We start from the raw sequence: 19,777 nt of genomic DNA, 5'->3' as shown, positions 1-19,777 counted from the left end.
CCCGGTCAAAACTCAGGATGCCGTTTTCATCACGGTGCAGGGGGTTGAACCAGGGTATCGCCCCGTTCCAGTTCCGCCCGCATGTTGTGCAGGTACAGGTTCAGCTTGCCAATGGCCCAGGTGCCGAGGTTTTTCTCTTGACCGTAGAGCAGGATGTTGGGCTGTCCGGCAATGGTGCCGTTGGGCAACTGCGCCACATGGTGAGCGCTTTCTACCAGCATTCCGCCACTGCCAGAGGTCGGGTCGTACACAGTGTGGCCGGGTTGCGGATCAAGCAGGTTGAAACACGTCATTGAACCGCTTGAGGAAGATCAGGCCGAAGATGTAGTTCTTGAAGTCGGAACTGTCGATGGAGCCCCGCATGATATTGGCAGACTCCCAGAGCCAGCTTTCGAGGGTTTCCAGGCTGAGTTTTTGTGACATGGGTGTAACCGGTGATGCAAGCGTCCGGTTGATTGTGCCGGTATGCGGCTGACGGACGGCCTGAGTTTTAGATGGGGGTAGGGTACAGGAAAGGCGTGGGGGATTGAATGCTCCTTCCCTACCAAGAACCACTGTCGTATGAGAGAATCGGACAGGTCCTGACAATAGTATTTATCAAGAATAATAAAAAAGAGGATGTAGAATGGGGGATTCCGGATATTACCTTATTCAACAGGTACTTAACGGGCTTACGATAGGCAGCACCTACGCCCTGATCGCCATAGGCTACACAATGGTCTATGGCATCATTGGTATGATCAATTTTGCGCATGGCGAGATCTACATGATTGGCAGTTACATTGCCTTCATTGTATTAGCGGCGCTGGCTATGATGGGAATTGACAGTGTCGTTTTAATGCTGGCTGGCGCTTTTATTATCAGCATTATCATCACCAGTACCTACGGCTTTGCTGTTGAACGAGTGGCTTATCGCCCCTTGAGAAACAGTAACCGTCTGATAGCGCTGATCTCCGCCATTGGTATGTCTATTTTTCTGCAAAACTATGTTCGTCTGGCGCAGGGTTCCAGGGATATTGCCATGCCGGGGCTGATCAGTGGCGGCTGGGTCTTTGGGCCTGAGGACGGGTTTAATGCAACCCTGTCGTATATGCAGGTGATTATTTTTATGGTCACTTTTATTTCGATGACGGTTCTGACGCTGTTTATTTCCCGTTCACGTATGGGCAGAGCCTGCCGGGCCTGCGCTGAAGATCTGGGTATGACCGGGTTGCTGGGAATTAACACCAACCAGATCATTTCGCTGACTTTTGTTATTGGTGCGGCACTGGCTGCTGTAGCAGGGGTTTTGCTGGGTTTGTATTACGGTGTTGTTAATCCCTACATTGGCTTTATGGCCGGATTGAAAGCTTTTACCGCTGCGGTACTGGGGGGGATTGGCAGTATTCCCGGGGCTGTATTGGGTGGGTTGATTCTTGGGGTGACTGAAGCGATGACGGCGGGTTATTTCAGTACTGAGTACAAAGACGCTGTTGCTTTCAGTCTGCTGATCCTGATTCTTTTGTTCAGGCCCACAGGTATCCTTGGTCGCCCGGAGGTTGAAAAAGTATGAAAACACTTCGATGGACTCCGGCCATTCTGTCATCAGTGGTTCTCGTGATTCTTGCCAGTCTTATGCTGGGTGTACGACTTCAGTCTGATGGTATGATTCTGCGGATTAAGGGTGTTGAATCATCCATCTATACGTCAATCGCTATAGCCACTGGTGTTGTTTTTATCTTTCAGCTGTTCAGGGACTGGCTGGATCATGGCTTTAAGTCAGTAAAGCAGAATTTGCCTGCTGTGCCGGTACTGACGACAAAGCCTGCTTATTTTAACTCTTTTTTCAACAATGCCCGCAGGTTGGTGCTTTGCTTTGCCGTTGCCGGCTTATTTGTCTGGCCGTTTTATGCCTCAAGAGGTGCTATAGACCTGGCTACCCTGACGTTGATTTATGTCATGCTGGGACTGGGGTTAAATGTTGTTGTTGGTTTAGCGGGTTTGCTGGATCTGGGTTATGTGGGGTTTTATGCGTTAGGGGCTTATGGTTACGCGCTGCTGAACCAGTATTTTGGTGTGGACTTCTGGACCGGGTTATTAGCCGGTGGGCTTCTGGCTGCATTCTTTGGTTTTATTCTTGGCTTCCCGGTTTTACGTCTGAGAGGGGATTACCTTGCCATTGTTACGCTGGGGTTTGGAGAGATTATCCGCATCCTGCTGAATAACTGGACGGAACTGACTAATGGCCCTAATGGCATTTCTCAGATTCCCAAGCCCACACTGTTTGGTCTGGAGTTTAACCGGCGTGCCAGAGAAGGAACGACTTTCCATGAGTTTTTTGGGATTGATTACAGTGGCGTATATAAAGTTATCTTCCTTTATATTCTTGCCTTGCTGCTGGTTCTGGCGACACTGTTTGTGATTAACCGCTTACTTCGAATGCCTATTGGCAGAGCCTGGGAAGCTTTAAGGGAAGATGATATTGCCTGCCGGTCTCTGGGGCTGAATCCAACGGCGATCAAGCTGTCTGCTTTTACCATCGGAGCTACTTTTGCCGGTTTTGCCGGTACCTTCTTTGCTGCACGACAGGGGTTTATTAGTCCTGAGTCATTTACCTTTATTGAGTCAGCCATCATTCTCGCCATTGTTGTGCTTGGGGGAATGGGGTCTCAGCTGGGTGTTATTCTTGCTGCGGTGATTATGACGATGCTGCCGGAACTGGCGAGGGAGTTTCAGGAATACCGCATGCTGATGTTTGGCTTGATGATGGTATGCATGATGGTCTGGCGTCCTGAAGGCTTATTGCCTATGAAGCGCCCACATATGACGTTAAAAACAAAGAATAAAGCCTCTGAAGGTCAGGTTGTCGAAGCAGGAGCATCCTCATGAGTGAATGGTTACTGGAAGCCGACGATTTGAGTATGCGCTTTGGCGGGTTGCTGGCCGTGGATCAGGTGGCGCTGAAAGTTTGCCCGAAAGAGATTGTTTCCATTATTGGGCCAAACGGTGCCGGTAAAACAACGGTATTTAATTGTCTTACGGGCTTTTATAAGCCAACGGGCGGTGTTGTCCGGTTTAAGGGTAAGGCCATTCATCAACTGCCGGGTTTTAAAATATCCCGTCTGGGACTGGTTCGGACTTTTCAGAATGTCCGGTTGTTTAAATCGATGACAGTGCTTGAAAATCTTCTGGTGGCACAGCATCGGCAGCTGAATACCAACCTGTTATCCGGTCTGTTTAAAACACCGGCTTTTCGGCGTAGTGAGCGGAAGGCTCTGGAGCAGTCTGAATACTGGCTGGATAAGGTTGGGTTATCAGAGTTTGCCAACCGGGAGGCAGGGAACCTGGCTTATGGTCAGCAGCGGCGACTGGAAATAGCTCGCTGTATGGTCACCAGGCCAGAGCTTCTCATGCTGGATGAACCGGCAGCCGGGCTGAACCCGAATGAAACCGCAGAGCTGAATGAGCTGATTTCAGACCTCAGAGATCATCATAATGTCTCTGTGCTGCTGATTGAACACGATATGAAACTGGTGATGGACATTTCAGACCGTATATACGTGATTAATCAGGGGCGACCTCTGGCTTCTGGTACTCCGGACAGGGTGCGAAGTCATCCGGAAGTGGTCAAGGCTTATCTGGGGGAGTCCTGAATCATGGCAAATCATGTTATTGAACAATGGATGGGAAAGCCTTTGCTGAGTGTGGAAAATGTATCCACCTTTTATGGCAAGGTTCAGGCGCTGGATGGTGTCAGTGTGGATATCTGTCCGGGGGAAATAGTCACTTTGATTGGTGCGAACGGGGCAGGCAAAACGTCATTATTAATGACCATCTGCGGTGAACCCCGGGCCAGCTCAGGCAGCATTATTTATGATGGTCAGGACATCACACACAAGCCAACATCAGACATTATGCGCTCGGGACTGGCGATTGTACCTGAAGGGCGCCGGATTTTTTCCCGCCTCACGGTTGAGGAAAACCTGACCATGGGCGGCTTCTTTGTCGATGGGAAAACGTTTCAGAAAAACATTGAACATGTATTAGAGCTGTTTCCCCGACTTAAAGAGCGGTTAAAACAACGTGGTGGCACGATGTCCGGTGGTGAGCAGCAAATGCTGGCCATTGCCAGGGCGCTGATGAGTTCACCCCGGTTGCTGCTTCTGGATGAGCCTTCGCTGGGGCTGGCGCCCATTATTATTCAGCAGATTTTTGAAATCATCGACAAGCTGCGCAGCGAAGGCGTGACGGTTTTTCTGGTTGAACAGAATGCCAATCAGGCACTGAAACTGGCAGACCGGGGCTATGTTCTGGAAAACGGACGCATTGTTCTACAGGATCAGGGCAGTGTCCTGTTGACCAACGAAGCGGTTCAGGAAGCGTATCTTGGTGCCTGAATTGCCAAATTAGTGACGTTGCCCTGTTTTATGTTCACCCTTTAAAGGTCGATACCTACCATTGATCAGCCGGGTATCGACCAGTCCTGCCTTCTTTCTTTCTGCAATTATCCCGACAGGCCGAAGATACGGGCAATGGACTCTCTGTTGTCTGACCTGGAATGGTTTGAGTGGCTTTCTATAATTTTTACTGATTAAGCAGTACGAGGTGAGCAGTATGAAACCTTCGAATGATCAATTGAGCCGTCAGGAAATAGTCCTGCTGTCTCTTTCTCTTTTGGCACTGGGTTTGTCTTTATTTTATTTCGCTAAAAGCCTCTTTTCTGTTTTCTGAAAGAAGGACTATCCGCTAAACCTTTCTACAGTGGGGGCGATTGAATAAGGGTTAAACCCTGAATATCCAGCTGATCAGGATGCAATGGATTTGCCCTTTATGAAGCAAACAGACAGTCAACAATCACAGAACAAATTCAGACATGGACTCGCAGCTACCTTGTTTGGCTGGTTCATGCTGCTCTCTTTAACGCCTATCGCAATCATCGGCTTCAATGAATACCGTGAAGGGAAAAAGGATATTGTTGATAGTCGCTATCAGGAGTTGACCACCATCAACATCCTGTTGAGCCAGCAAATTAATGATTACTTTGATTCGGTCGTCACCAATCTGTTTATAAAGGCAGGTATTGCCCAGACGTTTCTACAGAAGCTTGAGAGTAGCTTTGTTCAGTCAGGCGGCAGCCTGAATGATTTTGTTTACTCCAGACCCTATAACTACATATTGGAGGACTATTCCTGGGCGTTTCTTGATTTCCTGCGCTATTACGATTATTCCGATGTCATTCTGGCGGATGCGAATGGCAATATTCTTTACACAGTGAACGCCTATTCCGATCTTGGGAAAAACCTGTTTGAGGACGAAGCACTTCAAGCAACCACTTTTTCTATTGCCGTCAAAAACAGCATAGAGCTGGCTGAACCCCGTTATGCCGATGTTGATTTATACCCAGCCATTCACGACCAGCCCGTTAGTTTTTTTATTCTGCCTCTTGTCAATGACCGGGAAGAGGTGGATGGTGTGCTGGCCGTTCAGATACTGGCTTATAACGTTCAGAGCATATTCGAGAATGATAACCAGTTTGGTGAGGGGCTGAAGTCCTACCTTGTTGGTACCGACCAGTATGTCCGCTACGGAACAGAGCTGGGTTCTGACCAGACCATGAAGGTTCAGGTCGATAACCCGCTTGTTGACAACTGGATCAGTCATATGGATGAAGAGACTTTTGAGTTTGTTGAGCTTGATACACTCCGGGATCATGACCATGAGGAATTAAGTGAAAATGAGTTTGGTGATCTGAGCCTGGACGTTGAGGAAGCCGGAGGACATTCGAAAAGAAAAGACATAATAAATGCCAGTCGCGGTCATATCCTCAGTTATAAAAACGCTGCCAATCAGCCTGTACTAGGAACTTTCCACCCTATAAATGTGGCTGGGACGCCACTAGTGATGATTTCAGAAGTACTGGAAACGGACGCTTTTTCTACGGTCAAAAACTTCAGGAATCGACTGCTGTTCATTACTGCGATCACCATTCTACTGGTGTTGATGATCGCCCTGCTGATAACCCGCAGGCTGGTAAAACCCATTCGTACCATTACCGCCTGGGTGAATCGGGTGGCGTCCGGCGACTATGTGCAGGTTGATGTGATCAGTGGTCATAATGAAATCAGTGAGCTGAGTAGCAGCTTTGCTGAAATGACCGAAAAGTTGCGACGGGTGATCAATGACAATGAGAGGAAAAGCTGGCAACAGGATGGACAGGCTGGGCTGAACAACAGTATTCGCGGTGAACTGGAAATCTCTGACCTCTGTAAGAATATCGTGTCGTATCTGGCGCAATATCTGGATATGCAGACAGGCGCTATGTACGTTCTGGATGATGATAAACAGTTGCAGTTGATGGGATCTTACGCCTGGAGTAAGCGAAAGCAGACCAAAAACAACTTCGAACTGGGCGAGGGTATGGTCGGCCAGGCTGCGCTTGAGCAGCAGACAATTGAACTCACCAATCTGCCAGACGATTACATGACCGTTGAGTCGGGTCTGGGAATGGCTTCACCTCACTCTGTTATCGTAGTGCCTCTCATTTATGAAAATGAAGTAAAAGGTGTTCTTGAGTTTGGGCTGCTGAAGCCACTGACCGAAGATCAGAAAAACTTTCTTGAACAATCTGTTGAAAACGTAGCGATAGGCATTAACTCAGCCCAGTACCGAACCCGTGTTAACCAGCTACTGGACAAAACCACCAAACAGTCAGAAGCCATGCGCAAACAGCAGGAAGAGCTGAAGGCTGTGAATGATGAGCTGGAAAACCGTGCCAGGATTCTGGAGGAATCACAGGAAGAACTCAAAGCTCAAAGTGAGGAGATGCAGAAGTCTAACGTTGAGCTGGAAGAAAAGACCGAGATGCTGCAACAGCAGAAAGCTGAAATTGAACGTAAGAACCTTGATATTGAGCTGTCCAGTAAAACACTGGAAGAAAAAGCCAAAGAGCTGGAGCTGGCCAGTAAATACAAGTCAGAGTTTCTGGCGAATATGTCCCATGAGCTTCGCACACCTCTTAACTCACTGTTGCTGCTGGCGCAAATGCTGGCAGACAATGATGAGGGCAACCTGACCGAAGACCAGATTGAGTCTGCTGAGGTGATATACGACGGTGGTAAAGAGCTGCTTGACCTGATTAACGACATTCTTGACCTGTCCAAGGTTGAAGCGGGCAAGATGGCGATTAATCTGGAAGATGTTGATATTGAAGAACTGTGTACCAGTGCCAGAACACTCTTTAAACCGCTGGCTGATGACCGAGGCCTCGACTTCTCCGTAGAAGTCGATCCGGGTACTACCCGGTGCATTCTTTCAGACAGCCAGCGGTTGATGCAGATTATCAAGAATTTCCTGTCTAACGGATTCAAGTTCACTGAAACCGGCGGTGTTTATATCCGTATTCACAATACCAGCCGACAGACAGAGCATGGTGAAGAAACCTTTGTGGCGTTTGATGTCAGGGATACCGGTATAGGGATTCCTAAAGAGAAGCAAAGAGCCATATTCGAAGCGTTCCAGCAGGCTGATGGATCAACCAGTCGGCAGTATGGCGGCACCGGTCTTGGCCTGGCCATTTCCAAAGAAATGGCGAATATGCTGGGTGGGTACATTGGGCTTGAAAGTACAGAAGGTGAAGGTACAACCTTTACGCTCTACCTGCCAGACAATGCCATTTGCTCTCTTACCGGTGAAAAAATTCTGGCAGAAAGCTACTCACCGGCTGTTTCTGATGGTCTGTCAGGAACCGCAGCAGACAAGCTAGCCTTTTCCTCTGGAAAGGGGCGTAAAAAAATCAGGGAAATGGCTGCGACACCTGCACCAACTCCGAAAGCCGATGCTGCTCCATTGTCTTCAGACGGTAAAACCCTGTTGCTGATTGAAGATGATGAACATTTTTCGACCATTTTATCGCAGATAGCGAAAAACCATCAGTTTGTCTGTTTAACGGCTCACAGCGGCGAGGAAGGCATTAAGATGGCTAAATCCAGTCGGCCAGGGGCTATTGTGCTTGATCTCGGTCTGCCCGATATGGATGGCGAAGCGGTTCTTAATATTCTCAAGAACGAACCATCAACCCGCGATATTCCGGTTCATATTATTTCCGGTCGGGATCGGGATGACATTAAAAACACTCAGGCTGTGGGCTATTTAACCAAGCCTGTCACGGTAGCGGATCTTGAGTCCGTGTTTACCAGCGTCGAGCAGGCTATTTCATCAGACATCAGCCACACATTGCTGCTTGATGCGGATGAAAACAGCAGGGCGCACATGAAAGAACTGCTGGTGAAGAAAGGGCTGAATGTTGGCGAAGCCAAAACGGCTGCCGATGCCATGGCTTCACAGCTGGAACATAAATGGCAGTGCATTGTTATGGATGTTGACCTGCCAGATATGAGTGGGTTGGCGTTTCTGGAGGGGCTGTACGAAAAATTGCAGGGCAAAATGCCTTCGATTGTTATTCATACCAGCCGGGTCTTAGGTAAGGAAGAGCATAACCAGCTGCAAAAATTCAGCGGTTCTATGGTTATGAAAGGCGATATGGCGTCGGATCGGGTGATTGATGAGGTCAGCCTGTTCATGCATTCCATTGACAAGAACGATGGCGTTGAAAAAGAACCTGTCAGGCTTCCAGAGAACTCTCTGGAAGGTCACAAAATTCTGCTGGTGGATGATGACCTGCGTAATACCTTCGCCCTGTCAAAAGGCCTTCAGGCTATCGGACTGGAAGTACTGATCGCTGATAACGGTGAGAATGCCCTGAAGAAGCTGGAAGATGAAGAGGGCATAGAACTGGTGTTGATGGATATCATGATGCCGGTGATGGACGGCTATGAAGCCATGACAAAGATGCGGGAACAACCGCAATGGAAGGATTTGCCGGTTATTGCACTCACGGCCAAGGCAATGTCAGACGACAAGTCAAAATGCATTGAGGCTGGAGCCAATGATTACATGACCAAGCCTGTTGATCTGGAAAAGCTGGTGGCCATGATGAAGCTGTGGTTATTCAAATGACAGAAACTTATCAGGATCTGGAGCTACAGCTGTTACTCGATGCAGTGAAAGCTCGATACGGATATGACTTTGCCCATTATGCCCGGGCTTCAATGATGCGGCGAATTCGCAAGCATATGAGTGCGGCTAAAACGGACAAAATCAGCGATCTTATTCCTCTGTTTATCCATGATGAAGCAGTCTTTGCCCACTTTGTTAAAGATATGTCCGTCACCGTGACAGAAATGTTTCGTGACCCCGACTTTTTTCAGACATTGCGCAAGAACATCATTCCCCTGTTAAAGACCTTTCCTTTTATAAAAATCTGGCATGCCGGTTGTGCGACAGGACAGGAAGCGTATTCCATGGCGATTTTGCTGGACGAAGAGAACCTGCTGGATCGCTGTCAGATATACGCGACGGACTTTAATGAAAATTCCCTGAAAATTGCCCGCAGTGGCATTTATCCGGATGCTGAGTTACCCCTGTATGAAGACAATTACAGCAAGTCCGGTGGGTATACGTCATTGGAAAATTACTGCAGCCGGAGGTACGACTCGATCAAATTCAATGGCCGGCTGTCAGAGCATATTACCTTTGCCAACCACAATCTGGTATCGGATGGTGTCTTTGGTGAAATGAACCTTGTTCTGTGCCGCAATGTACTGATTTATTTTAACAACGTGTTGCAGAACCGGGTGCTGAAACTGTTGATTGACAGCTTGAGGTCCCGGGGGATTTTGTGTCTTGGGCGGCGAGAAAATATCCAGTTCAGTGAATCGTCGGACCTGCTCGAAACCGTTGACCGGCATCAGCGAATATTCAGGAAGAAAGTCTGATGCCTGTTAAAGAAGTATCACCGGTTGAACGCATCGTTGTGATTGGTGCCTCGGCAGGAGGGTTCAGCGCCCTGCAAACCATTTTTTCAGAGCTGGGAAGCAAATTTAATTTTCCCATACTGGTTTGTAAACACTTGGGAATAGGTGATGAAAAAGGCCTGGTGGATGTTCTGGCCAAGCGTACAGGTACGACAGTTTTGTTGTCGCAGGATAAATTGCCCATGCACAACGGCTGCATTTATATGGCACCTGGCAATTACCATCTGCAGGTTGAGTCCCGTGAGATGCTGAGCCTGAGCGTTGACGAGAGGGTTTGCCACTCAAGGCCAGCCATTGATGTCCTGTTTGAATCAGCCGCTGAAGTCTTTGGTGAAAATGTCACTGCTATCGTCTTAACCGGTGCCACCAGTGATGGTGCCGCCGGTGTAAGAGCCGTTAAAGAGGCGGGTGGCAAAGTGGTTGCTCAGTCACCTGAATCAGCTGAAGTGAAGATAATGCCTAAGGCGGCGATTGAGACTGGATGTACCGATGCCATTCTTGATCTGGCAGACATTGCCAGTTATCTCAGACAGCCATAAACGAGCTTAAACCGCAATAGAGTTTACATCGACAGGAGTTTTGAGCAGGGGTGCCGCTCAGGGAAGGAGCCTATGAGTAACACAAGCAAAGTAAAAATACTGGTGGTTGATGACCGCAAGGAAAATCTGTTGGCCATGGACAAACTTCTGAAACCCCTGGGTGCAGAGGTTCGTAAGGTGGATTCCGGAGAAGCTGCGTTGTCCGAAGTGTTGAATCACCAGTTTGCCGTCATCCTTCTGGACGTCCAGATGCCGGGCATGGATGGCTTTGAATGTGCCACATTACTCCACAGCAACAAGCAGACCGCGAACATTCCTATTATTTTCGTGACTGCAATCAACAAAGACCAGGCTTATGTTAACAAAGGCTACAAGGCTGGAGCCGTTGATTATCTTCCCAAACCGATTGTTCCGGAAATTCTGCTGGGAAAGGTGAGAGTCTTTTTACAGCTGGAACAGCAACGGTTGGAACTGGAAGACGTCACCCGGCAACTGCGATGGATCAGCCGCAAAAACAAGCTGTTGCTGGATTGCGCCAGTGAAGGGATTGTTGGTCTGGATAATGACGGGAAGGTTTCATTCATTAATCCGGCAGCCTGCTCACTGCTGGGCGGAACAGAAGAATCACTGCTGGAGAAGCACATCAGTCAGTTTATGTATGCATCGGATGATGACCCCATGACAAGCTGGGACAGCTCCGGGATGAAAGAGAACTGTCTACAGAACGGAGGTAATTTCCAGATGCCTTCTGACCTCTGGCGTCAGTCCGTGGGAAGTTTTCCGGCAGAGTTAAACGCGGCAGCCCTGGTCAATGAAAAAAACCAGGTACAGGGTGCGGTTCTGGTGTTCAATGACATCACCGAGCGCAAGAAACTGGAAGATCAGCTCACCAAAATGGCGAAATACGACAACCTGACAGGGCTGGCTAACCGGGCATTGTTTAAGGAGTTTCTGCAGATGTCACTGGCTCGCAGTGAACGACGGCAAAAGAATACGGGGGTCATGTACCTTGATCTGGATCACTTCAAGGAAGTCAACGACACACTGGGGCACGATGCCGGAGATGCTTTGCTGGTGAGTGTTGCCAATCGTTTGCAGGAGTGCGTTCGTGATGGTGACATGGTGGCGCGCCTTGGTGGCGATGAGTTTGCTATCGTACTGGATGATGTGGCAGAGCCACAGGATGCCAGAACCATTGCAGAAAAGATTCTGGAACAGTTTGCCTTACCCCATGATTTATCGGGTGAGATGCGTAAAGTAGGCACCAGTATTGGCATTGCAACGTCCTGTCATTCAGGCGATGACCCTGATGCGCTGATCAAGGCGGCTGATGATGCTATGTATACTGCAAAGAAAGCCGGCAGAAATGGTTACCGGATGGCGCATGAACTCAGGGAATAGTCCGGGAGTAGTCTGGAAATTTCGGAAACACCATAAGCTGACAACAAAAACAAAGCATAAACTGACAATAAGCGACTACTGATTGTTATATATGTCTTTATCGTCGTATAAATCACTATTTTTTAGCTCTATCAGGTAGCCCTAAAGGGCCAGGCTGCTAACTTTGCAACCCTTTCGCCCTGGTGCAGCTAAGCACTAAAAACCATACATGCAACGCTTTCGTCATCCCCGCGAAGGCGGGGATCCACTACCGTGGTACTCTCTCCTTTACAAGAGCCGCCTTCGCGGGAATGACGGTTGTATGGATATAAACGCTTCGCTGCACTAGGAGCCTGACCGAGAATAGCTTAGGCAGTCCTCCTAAAGGTTTCGCAAAATTCAAAATGAGCAAAAAACAACCACTTTTTGAGGTTGATTTGCTCATTTTTGCCAATTTACAGCTTTTCTTTACCTTTATGCCGCTTTTTCAACCTTTTTTAAATCCTCAAGACGGAGTGACCCCGTTAAAGCTTTCTTCACAATTTTTTTGAAATTATGCACTGTGCATACCAGTGAAAACTCTGCTTCCACTTTCTCTTTCCCGCGCAGACTGAAACTCCTGAATCCAGAGTTTTTTATCTGACCAAACGGCGGTTCCGCTATTACTTTGCGACGTTCGTATACCGCTTTCGCTTCGCTTGTTTCCATTTTTTTATTCATGGCTTGTCGTGCAGTTTCAAACTTGTCTGTGCGAATTACCTTGCCTGCACTTTTCTTGGAGCCACTGCATCTGGAGCGGTAAGCGCACTCTCGGCATACTTCCTTGTTTGCCCGGTAGCCTTTCCTCTTAGCTTTACTGGCTGGATTGGTAACCAATTTTTCCCCAGCCGGACAGATGAAGACGTCAGCTTCAATATTGTATGTAAAATCCGCTTTGACAAATTTTCGATCAGTATTTTCAAGGTCCGTAACAGCCGGTTTTTCTTCCTTGTCAGTAGCGATATAACCGTCTATTCCATGTTTATCCAAGGTGTGCAGATTTGGCCCTGAAAAATAGCCGTTGTCCATACTCCATTTATCCACAGCCGCGCCATCGGTAGATTCTGACAAAGCCTGAAGAGCAGGCTCTACTTCCTGTACGTCGTTGGCGCGTTGACTGATGTGTTGGCCGACAATGATCTGGTGATCCGCATCTACATTAATTTGAGCATTGTAGCTGTATTCGCAGTACCCCTTCTTGCTCATCATCCGGGCATCATGGTCTGCAAAGCTAATCTGTTTCTTGTCGTCTATTGGCTCGTCCGGATTGAGGGCTTTCTCACGCTCTTCCAGTGCTTTTTTAGCAGCCTTAATTTTCTTCAGCCGTTCTTCTTTAAACAGGAGGTCTTCAGGAATACTGTAGCCATTGGTTTCTTTGTAGGCGTCGTCTTCTTCCTGATCGCACTGGCTGGCTTTTTTGATCAGTTCATCAACCTCAGCGCTGAGTTCTGCCTCTTTGGCTTTAAGCCGGCCGTAGCTCATGGCCTTATGCTTTGAACTGTTGGCTTTGAATTTCGAACCATCCAGGCTGATATGCCCAAGCGATGCCAGTTTCAGCTCCATCGCCAGCTTGACGGACTGTTTGAAACAGTCATGAAAAAACGACAGGTTGTTTTTGCGGAAGTCCCCCAGGACCCGAAAGTTTGGGCAATTCATCTGAGAGATGTACATGAATGCCAAGTCCTGCCGACACCGTTTTTCTATTTCACGGGAGCTGAATACACCATGACTGTAGGCGTAGATCAGGATACCTACGATCAGCTTGGGTGGGTAGGCATGCTGTCCAAGGTGATGGTACTGCTTTTCAACTTCCGAGGTATCAATGTTCTGGAAGATGGTCTCATAGATGTAGCAGTCATGATCTTTGGGAAGAAGATCAAAGATGTTGGTTGGAAACAGCAGGTGCTGGTCGAACTCAACAGGGCTATCCTTGAATTTTGGTGGTGGCGACATCAGGCTTCATCAGGGCTGCGTTTTGAACGCTATTATATCAGATAAATCCTATTCTCGGTCAGGCTCCTAGTGTCATGCTACGAAAACTGTGGCAGCAGGCTCTTATTCTGCTCAAGGATGTCATTCAACATCTGCTCTGCCACATTAGCATCCGGAACAAACGGGTTAGCCGTCAGTGCCAGCAGAGCCTTATGGCGATCACCTGTGATAGCAGCTTCGACTGCCAGGCTTTCATAACTTTTCACCTGCTGCATCAGGCCATTCAGTTCCACCGGCATGGCTCCAAAAGTGATAGGGTGAGCACCGGCAGAGTCAATCACAGCATTAATTTCAACAGAAACATCAGGAGCACAGTTAGAGATAGCACCATTGTTCAAAATGTTAACGGTGTGAATGTCCTTGCGGTTATTCCAGATGGCATCTACCAGGTTCAAAGAAACTTTGGAGTAATGAGCACCGCCTCTCTTTTCAAGCTGTTCCGGTTTTTTGTCCATCTCGGGGCTGGCATAAATTTCAAACAACTCCTCTTCAGTTTTCATCACCTGTTCTGCGCGGGTACCCTCTGTTTTACTGGACTTCATTTCTTCTTCCAGCATAGTGTTTTTCAAATAAAAGTAACGGTGATAAGGGCATGGGATAACATTCAGGGCTTGAATAAACTCTGAGGAGAATTGTGTATCAATAATATTCTTCATGGTCGCACTCCCCCCTTCAATCAGGGCTGCAATAGCTTCCTGGGTACGATCCTCACCATTGACATAAACCCTGTGCCCCCAAACCATGTGATTCAGGCCTGCAAACTCAATGTAAGTTTCTTCAGGCTTGGCGTTCAGGGATTCCGCTACCGCATACTGCATGCCTATAGGCACATTGCACAGGCCTATACTTTTTACTTTGGTGTGCTTCAACACAGCTTCAGTTACGATGCCTGCCGGATTGGTGAAATTAATCAGCCATGCATCTGGGGCCAGTTCTTCAATATCCTTGCAGATATCCAGAATAACCGGAATTGTACGCAAGGCTTTTGCAAAACCGCCAGGTCCCGTGGTTTCCTGTCCAATTACATTGTATTTCAGAGGAATACGCTCATCACGCGCACGAGCCTTAAGGCCGCCAACACGGAATTGGGTCATGACAAAGTGAGCGTCACGAATTGCTTCGCGACGATCCAGAGTGGCTCTCACCCTGATATTCAATCCTGCCTTCTCAACCATACGTCGGCTCAGGCCTTCAATGATCGAAAGCTTTTCTTTTCCATCCTCTACATCAACCAGACATATTTCTGAAACAGGTAATGCTTCAACACGTTGGATAACGCCTTCAATTAATTCCGGGGTATAGCTACTCCCCCCGCCAATAACTGCAAGTTTAATACTGCTCACTATAAACTCCTGAATGGGTATTTAATTTAGTAACTGCCTACTTCCCTGAAGGCAGGATAAAACAAACTTTCTGAATATCCGTTCATTAAGAGCCTGAATCTTTATCAATTAGAGCGTTTTAACAGAATGAAAAATCTTGATGTTCGGAGTGAAGACTGCAGGCTTGATTGCAGGCTTGCCATCCATCATTCTACAAACCAACTCTTGTGTCTCAATAGCCATATCTTCTATTGGAAACGTCACAGTGGTTACTTTGGGTGACAAAATCTGGCATACATCAACACTGTCGATACTTACAACAGAGATATCATCTGGCACCCTCAAACCAGCATGGTGAAAATATTCATAGGCTCCCACACACATCTGCTCACTGCAGGTAAAAATTGCAGTCACATCAGAGCGTCTGGAAAACAGTTTTTCAGCCGCTTTATAACCACCATCCTGGTTATAATGTCCGTAACCAATATGAATGTCTTCAAGTTCAAACTCTTCCACGGCTTCGGCATAACCGGCATAACGCTCTCTGGCAGAATGACGCTCCATTGTGCCGGATAAACAGGCAATTTTTCTATGCCCCTTCTTATACAAGTGTTCCACCGCCAGCCTTGCAGACTTCCTGTGCTTAAATGTGACACACCTGTCCTCAAGCCCGGGAACAAAGCGGTCTATCAGGGCAAAATGTACTTTATCCTCTGCAAGCTGAAGTAAATCTTCATCAGTCAAAGCCCGGGAGTGCAATACAAGTGCAGCACAACTCATACTTTTCAGACGGCTTATAGCCTGCAACTCCGACTCTCTGCTGGACGAAGCCCGACAAGTAAGCAGAAACTTATTCTGATTCTCAAAAGATTCCTGCAACTGAGAAACGAGAGCCGCAAAAAAGCTGCCCCGGTAACTGTTTACCATCAGACCAACGTTATCCGATGATGCCTTCGCCAGTGAGCGAGCCAGAATGTTGGGTTGATAGTTCAGTTCTTTTACTGCTGCTATGACTTTTTGCTGGGTCCTGGGGCTACACTGACCTGTGTCGTTCAACACTCGCGATACTGTGGCAGTCGATACACCTGCAAGCTTCGCCACGTCATTAATACTACTCATTAATTGCTTAGACACTCCAAGCTAGCTTCTGATACATCTATAATTGTACAGCAGCTTAATAGTAAATCAGAGGCTCGCCCTGTGACTCTTCTCGCCCTGCGACTCTTCTCGCCCTGCGACTCTTGTCGTGCCGATCTGAAGAGTCACTTCCAGAGAGCCCCCGTATACAATGACTTATCTGGCAAACTGCTTGCGATAGAGGTGTATCATCTCTTCAGCAAGATCCTGACCAAACATGGTGTTCATCAGGTGATCCTGTGCATGAACCATCAAGAGCGTCACAGGCACTTTACCCTCGCATTCATCCTGACCAATCAAATCTGTTTGAATGCAATGAGCTTTTTTAATGGCCTCCCTTGATTCAGCCATTTTTTCATCGGCCACATTGAATTCCCCACTCCTGGCGGAGGCCAGGGCTTCAAGCATCAGGCTTTTGGCTTCCCCAGAATGAACAATCAACTCGATAATAGTTGCTTCTAATTCCACACTTCACTCCGAGCTACTTCTAAAAATATTGATCAGTGGATCTGTAACTTAACTAGCCACCATCTTAAGGGCGCTATCCAAAATCTTACTGGCATTCATGGTTCCATAGGCCATTGGGTCTATAGCCGCCACTTCCACATTATGTTCTGCAGCGTATTTCTTGAATTCATTGAGTTTGTAACGAACCTGAGGACCTAACAGGCAAACATCACAGCTTGCAACCTCAGTTTCAAACTCAGCCATAGGGTAAGCGACAATCTCCAGTTCCAGCCCCCTGTCGTCCGCCTCTTTAATCATTTTTTTGACCAGCAAGCTTGTGGACATACCAGCACTGCAGCAGAGTAGAATTTTTTTCATTGATCTTACATCCAAACTAAAGCTATTCAATTCAAAGCCATCAAACAGGCTCCGGAAACGGTCTCTATGATTCCATTTCAGGCTATAAAGTCAACCAAAATGTAATCGCTTACATTGAAATACAACTATCACTCAATTAACCAATAATTAACACAACCTCAGTTTCTACGTGGGTTGTAGGGATCCAGATGGCTGAATTGATCGATAGCCAGAAGGTGTCATTTATAGACGCAGATCAATTTTCCCCGCACGCAATACTCGATCCACAGCAACTCCGTCGCCGTCATGCCAAGACAACGAACAAAGCACCTGAACACCTGACAACCCCCAGGACAACCACTCCGGATGGCGATATAGAGAATTGATCACTATCAATGAAAGCCATTACATTTTTCCATATCATCACATTCGACGATCAAAATGATCATAACGTATGACTCTACTGGGATGATATTTTGCAACTGATTTTCAATGCAGATGATTTCGGGCTTTGCCGGGGTGTTAACCTTGGGATAATTGAAGCCTGCCAAAATGGTGTAGTGCGCTCAGCAAGCCTGATGGTCAATATGCCCGGCTCTGAAGATGCTGTGAAATTAGCAGAGTCAGCCCCCTCGTTGGGCGTAGGCTTACATTTGACCCTGACCGCAGGCCAACCATTAACTGCCCACAAAGAGTTATCGGACCATGCCGGGAATTTCCTCAGAAATCAGGATCATGTCGCTGCACTTCCGGCAGAATTAATTGAAAAAGAATTTTGTGCTCAGGTAAGGCGTTGCATGCAACTGGGTATTACTCCAACACACATCGACAGTCATCATCATGTCCATCGATTGAATAATGTCTCTCTCGCTTTTACTGCTGTAGCAGAGCGCTACGACCTTCCCGTTCGTCAATTTTCACAGAAGCCCGGCCACATTAAGTCCAGTGAGGCATTTGATGACAGCTATTACGCCCTCAGTTCTGACGACAATATGGGGCTGCCGCGCATTAAACAACTCATTAGCCCGGATATTTCATAAAAAGAGGCAAGTTCCGCCCAATCACTTGATATAATTGGGTCGACCAAAAAAATGCTTCGGAAGAAGCAAACCGGAACTTGCCATGAACAAATTTACACAAGAACAGCTTCGTTTTCACCCCTCCAACGGAAAAACTATCCGGGCAGACTTCAATGGCGGAGAATTATCCTCTGATTTTGGCGCCCTGATGCTACGTGAAACAATGCTTCACAGCGGTATCATATCCAGGCTGACTGACGGCATTGACGATAAACGTCATCAATCCTACATCGACCACACCCTGCAAGAACTCATTGCCCAAAGAGTTTTGCAAATGGCCTGTGGTTATGAAGATGCAAACGACAGCAACCATCTGCGTAAAGACCCAATCTTTAAGCTTGCCAATGGAAGAAACCCACTGGACGATGATAACCATCTGGCTTCCGCTCCAACGTATACAAGGCTTGGTCAGTCCATGACCAAACGGGATATTTATAATATGACCAAAGCACTGGCTGATCACTTCATCAGCAGTTATGAATACCCGCCATTAGCCATCATTATCGACCTGGATCATACGCCTGCTATCACCCATGGCGGCCAGCAGATGAACCTGTTCAACGCCAAATATCAAGACTACTGTTACTTGCCCTTAATGATCTTTGAGGGGCTCAGCGGCAAGCTGATCACTTCGATCCTGCGTCCTGGAAAAACACCCACAGGCCGAGAGAATGCAGCTATTCTCCAGCGCCTCATTAAGCTGATCCGTACAAGATGGCCGAAAACCCATTTACTGGTTCGTGGGGATAGCCACTTTGCCCAACCAGAGTTAATGCAGGTTGTTCAGGATGACCCTCACTCCGACTACGTGCTGGGAAAAGGCGCAGGACACAAGACGGCCTTGCGACCTAAAGCCAAAGAGTTGCTGGATGAAGCGCGGAAAGCTCTCGACGTTAAAACCGGGCTGGCAAAACTGAACAACATGCCAGAGCCTGAGCGACTCAGGCTCTACGGAGAAACGGACTATCAGGCAAAAAGCTGGAAAGGGCTGGACACCCGGATAATCTATAAGGCAGAGGTCAACCAGAAAGGCGACAATCCCCGCTTTATTGTGACTTCGATGATGGAGGCTTCCCCCGAGGAAATATATGAAGACCTTTATTGTCCCAGAGGGCAGGATGAGAACTTCATTAAGCATCTGAAAAGTGATTTGTCCGGTGATCGCTTGTCAGATCAAGGCTTTCTGGCAAATCACCTGAGAATGTTTTACGCCTGCGCTGCTTATGTTCTTCACTATGAGCTGAGAACCAAGGCACTGAAAGGTACGGAGCTGGAAAAGGCACAGCCATCAACCGTGATCACAAAACTTTGTAAGGTCGCGGTTAAAGTGGTTGAGTATAAAGACCGAATCAAACTTCACTTGCCCCGCAGCTGTCCAATAAAAGGGCTTTTGCAGCATATAACCGAAGTCTTTTATTCAATGCCGCTGCCTCGACCGGGATAGTCAGCTTCATAAACTCAATCAGAATAAAATAGCGACCAACAGAAAGAGTGTTGGGGAATTCTGTTGTCCTGAAAAAGCAGGTGCTGATCAAAAAACATCCGAATTAATGGTGAGTTCGGGTTGTAATACCTTTTTCATGGACAGTAGAGCAACAGACCTCCGAAAAAATCAGAATGGGATGTTTTTTCCG

Annotated in this window: 18 protein-coding genes; 11 read left to right on the top strand and 7 right to left on the bottom strand. The window is 47.6% G+C overall.

Features of this window, described 5'->3' with window-relative positions; all coding sequences use genetic code 11:
- Positions 1 to 29: 29 nt before the first annotated feature.
- Together NX722_RS18015 and NX722_RS18010 are read right to left on the bottom strand one after the other, a co-directional pair.
- On the bottom strand, positions 30 to 293 hold the full coding sequence (locus NX722_RS18015; RefSeq protein WP_262564238.1) for an HsdM family class I SAM-dependent methyltransferase: 264 nt from the start codon (positions 291 to 293) through the stop codon (positions 30 to 32).
- Positions 271 to 423, bottom strand: a complete 153-nt coding sequence (locus tag NX722_RS18010; protein ID WP_262564237.1) for a type I restriction-modification system subunit M N-terminal domain-containing protein — start codon at positions 421 to 423, stop codon at positions 271 to 273. Before NX722_RS18010 ends, NX722_RS18015 begins: the two co-directional genes overlap by 23 nt.
- Positions 424 to 625: 202 nt before the next feature.
- Between NX722_RS18010 and livH the strand changes: the two genes are divergently transcribed.
- The 8 genes from livH (at position 626) to NX722_RS17970 (ending at position 11,791) form a co-directional block, all read left to right on the top strand.
- Positions 626 to 1,552: a high-affinity branched-chain amino acid ABC transporter permease LivH gene (gene livH, locus NX722_RS18005; protein ID WP_262564236.1), complete on the top strand. Its 927-nt coding sequence runs from the start codon at positions 626 to 628 to the stop codon at positions 1,550 to 1,552.
- Positions 1,549 to 2,868, top strand: coding sequence for a high-affinity branched-chain amino acid ABC transporter permease LivM (locus NX722_RS18000; RefSeq protein ID WP_262564235.1), 1,320 nt, complete (start codon positions 1,549 to 1,551; stop codon positions 2,866 to 2,868). Before livH ends, NX722_RS18000 begins: the two co-directional genes overlap by 4 nt.
- Positions 2,865 to 3,632: a high-affinity branched-chain amino acid ABC transporter ATP-binding protein LivG gene (livG, locus tag NX722_RS17995; RefSeq protein ID WP_262564234.1), complete on the top strand. Its 768-nt coding sequence runs from the start codon at positions 2,865 to 2,867 to the stop codon at positions 3,630 to 3,632. The genes NX722_RS18000 and livG overlap by 4 nt, the downstream gene beginning before the upstream one ends.
- Positions 3,633 to 3,635: 3 nt before the next feature.
- Positions 3,636 to 4,376 (top strand): ATP-binding cassette domain-containing protein, encoded by a 741-nt coding sequence (locus NX722_RS17990; RefSeq protein WP_262564233.1) that lies wholly within the window; start codon positions 3,636 to 3,638, stop codon positions 4,374 to 4,376.
- Positions 4,377 to 4,809: 433 nt separating this feature from the next.
- Positions 4,810 to 8,994 (top strand): response regulator, encoded by a 4,185-nt coding sequence (locus NX722_RS17985; RefSeq protein WP_262564232.1) that lies wholly within the window; start codon positions 4,810 to 4,812, stop codon positions 8,992 to 8,994.
- The gene (locus tag NX722_RS17980; RefSeq protein ID WP_262564231.1) at positions 8,991 to 9,812 is read left to right on the top strand and encodes a CheR family methyltransferase; all 822 of its coding nucleotides are present in this window, start codon (positions 8,991 to 8,993) and stop codon (positions 9,810 to 9,812) included. Before NX722_RS17985 ends, NX722_RS17980 begins: the two co-directional genes overlap by 4 nt.
- Positions 9,812 to 10,390, top strand: a complete 579-nt coding sequence (locus NX722_RS17975) for a chemotaxis protein CheB (RefSeq protein WP_262564230.1) — start codon at positions 9,812 to 9,814, stop codon at positions 10,388 to 10,390. The genes NX722_RS17980 and NX722_RS17975 overlap by 1 nt, the downstream gene beginning before the upstream one ends.
- Positions 10,391 to 10,462: 72 nt before the next feature.
- On the top strand, positions 10,463 to 11,791 hold the full coding sequence (locus NX722_RS17970; protein ID WP_262564229.1) for a GGDEF domain-containing response regulator: 1,329 nt from the start codon (positions 10,463 to 10,465) through the stop codon (positions 11,789 to 11,791).
- A 453-nt stretch (positions 11,792 to 12,244) separates the two neighbouring features.
- On the opposite strand, the gene NX722_RS17965 is transcribed toward NX722_RS17970, so the two are convergent.
- The 5 genes from NX722_RS17965 to NX722_RS17945 all read right to left on the bottom strand — a co-directional run bounded on the left by NX722_RS17965 (position 12,245) and on the right by NX722_RS17945 (position 17,085).
- Positions 12,245 to 13,762: an IS1182 family transposase gene (locus NX722_RS17965; RefSeq protein ID WP_262563985.1), complete on the bottom strand. Its 1,518-nt coding sequence runs from the start codon at positions 13,760 to 13,762 to the stop codon at positions 12,245 to 12,247.
- Between the two features lie 77 nt (positions 13,763 to 13,839).
- Entirely contained in the window at positions 13,840 to 15,144 is a 1,305-nt protein-coding gene (locus NX722_RS17960) for a 6-phospho-beta-glucosidase (protein WP_262564228.1), read from the bottom strand.
- A gap of 108 nt (positions 15,145 to 15,252) precedes the next feature.
- Positions 15,253 to 16,242 (bottom strand): LacI family DNA-binding transcriptional regulator, encoded by a 990-nt coding sequence (locus NX722_RS17955; RefSeq protein ID WP_262564227.1) that lies wholly within the window; start codon positions 16,240 to 16,242, stop codon positions 15,253 to 15,255.
- 174 nt (positions 16,243 to 16,416) lie between these two features.
- Complete coding sequence (locus NX722_RS17950; RefSeq protein ID WP_262564226.1) at positions 16,417 to 16,728, bottom strand: PTS lactose/cellobiose transporter subunit IIA; 312 nt, start codon at positions 16,726 to 16,728, stop codon at positions 16,417 to 16,419.
- Positions 16,729 to 16,776: 48 nt separating this feature from the next.
- On the bottom strand, positions 16,777 to 17,085 hold the full coding sequence (locus tag NX722_RS17945; protein ID WP_262564225.1) for a PTS sugar transporter subunit IIB: 309 nt from the start codon (positions 17,083 to 17,085) through the stop codon (positions 16,777 to 16,779).
- 188 nt (positions 17,086 to 17,273) lie between these two features.
- Here NX722_RS17945 and NX722_RS17940 point away from each other — a divergent pair, with 188 nt between their 5' ends.
- From NX722_RS17940 to NX722_RS17930, 3 genes are all read left to right on the top strand, one after another.
- Positions 17,274 to 17,450, top strand: a complete 177-nt coding sequence (locus NX722_RS17940; protein WP_262564223.1) for a hypothetical protein — start codon at positions 17,274 to 17,276, stop codon at positions 17,448 to 17,450.
- A gap of 90 nt (positions 17,451 to 17,540) precedes the next feature.
- Complete coding sequence (locus NX722_RS17935; protein ID WP_262564222.1) at positions 17,541 to 18,104, top strand: ChbG/HpnK family deacetylase; 564 nt, start codon at positions 17,541 to 17,543, stop codon at positions 18,102 to 18,104.
- A gap of 82 nt (positions 18,105 to 18,186) precedes the next feature.
- Positions 18,187 to 19,587 carry an IS1380 family transposase gene (locus tag NX722_RS17930; protein ID WP_262563762.1) on the top strand — a complete coding sequence of 467 codons (1,401 nt, stop codon included), beginning with the start codon at positions 18,187 to 18,189 and terminating at the stop codon, positions 19,585 to 19,587.
- Positions 19,588 to 19,777: the final 190 nt, after the last annotated feature.

Origin of the sequence: Endozoicomonas gorgoniicola, assembly GCF_025562715.2 — a bacterium.
Taxonomy (GTDB): domain Bacteria; phylum Pseudomonadota; class Gammaproteobacteria; order Pseudomonadales; family Endozoicomonadaceae; genus Endozoicomonas_A; species Endozoicomonas_A gorgoniicola.
The sequence above is the reverse complement of the archived record's forward strand: the minus strand, read 5'-3'. Positions and strand labels throughout refer to the sequence as shown.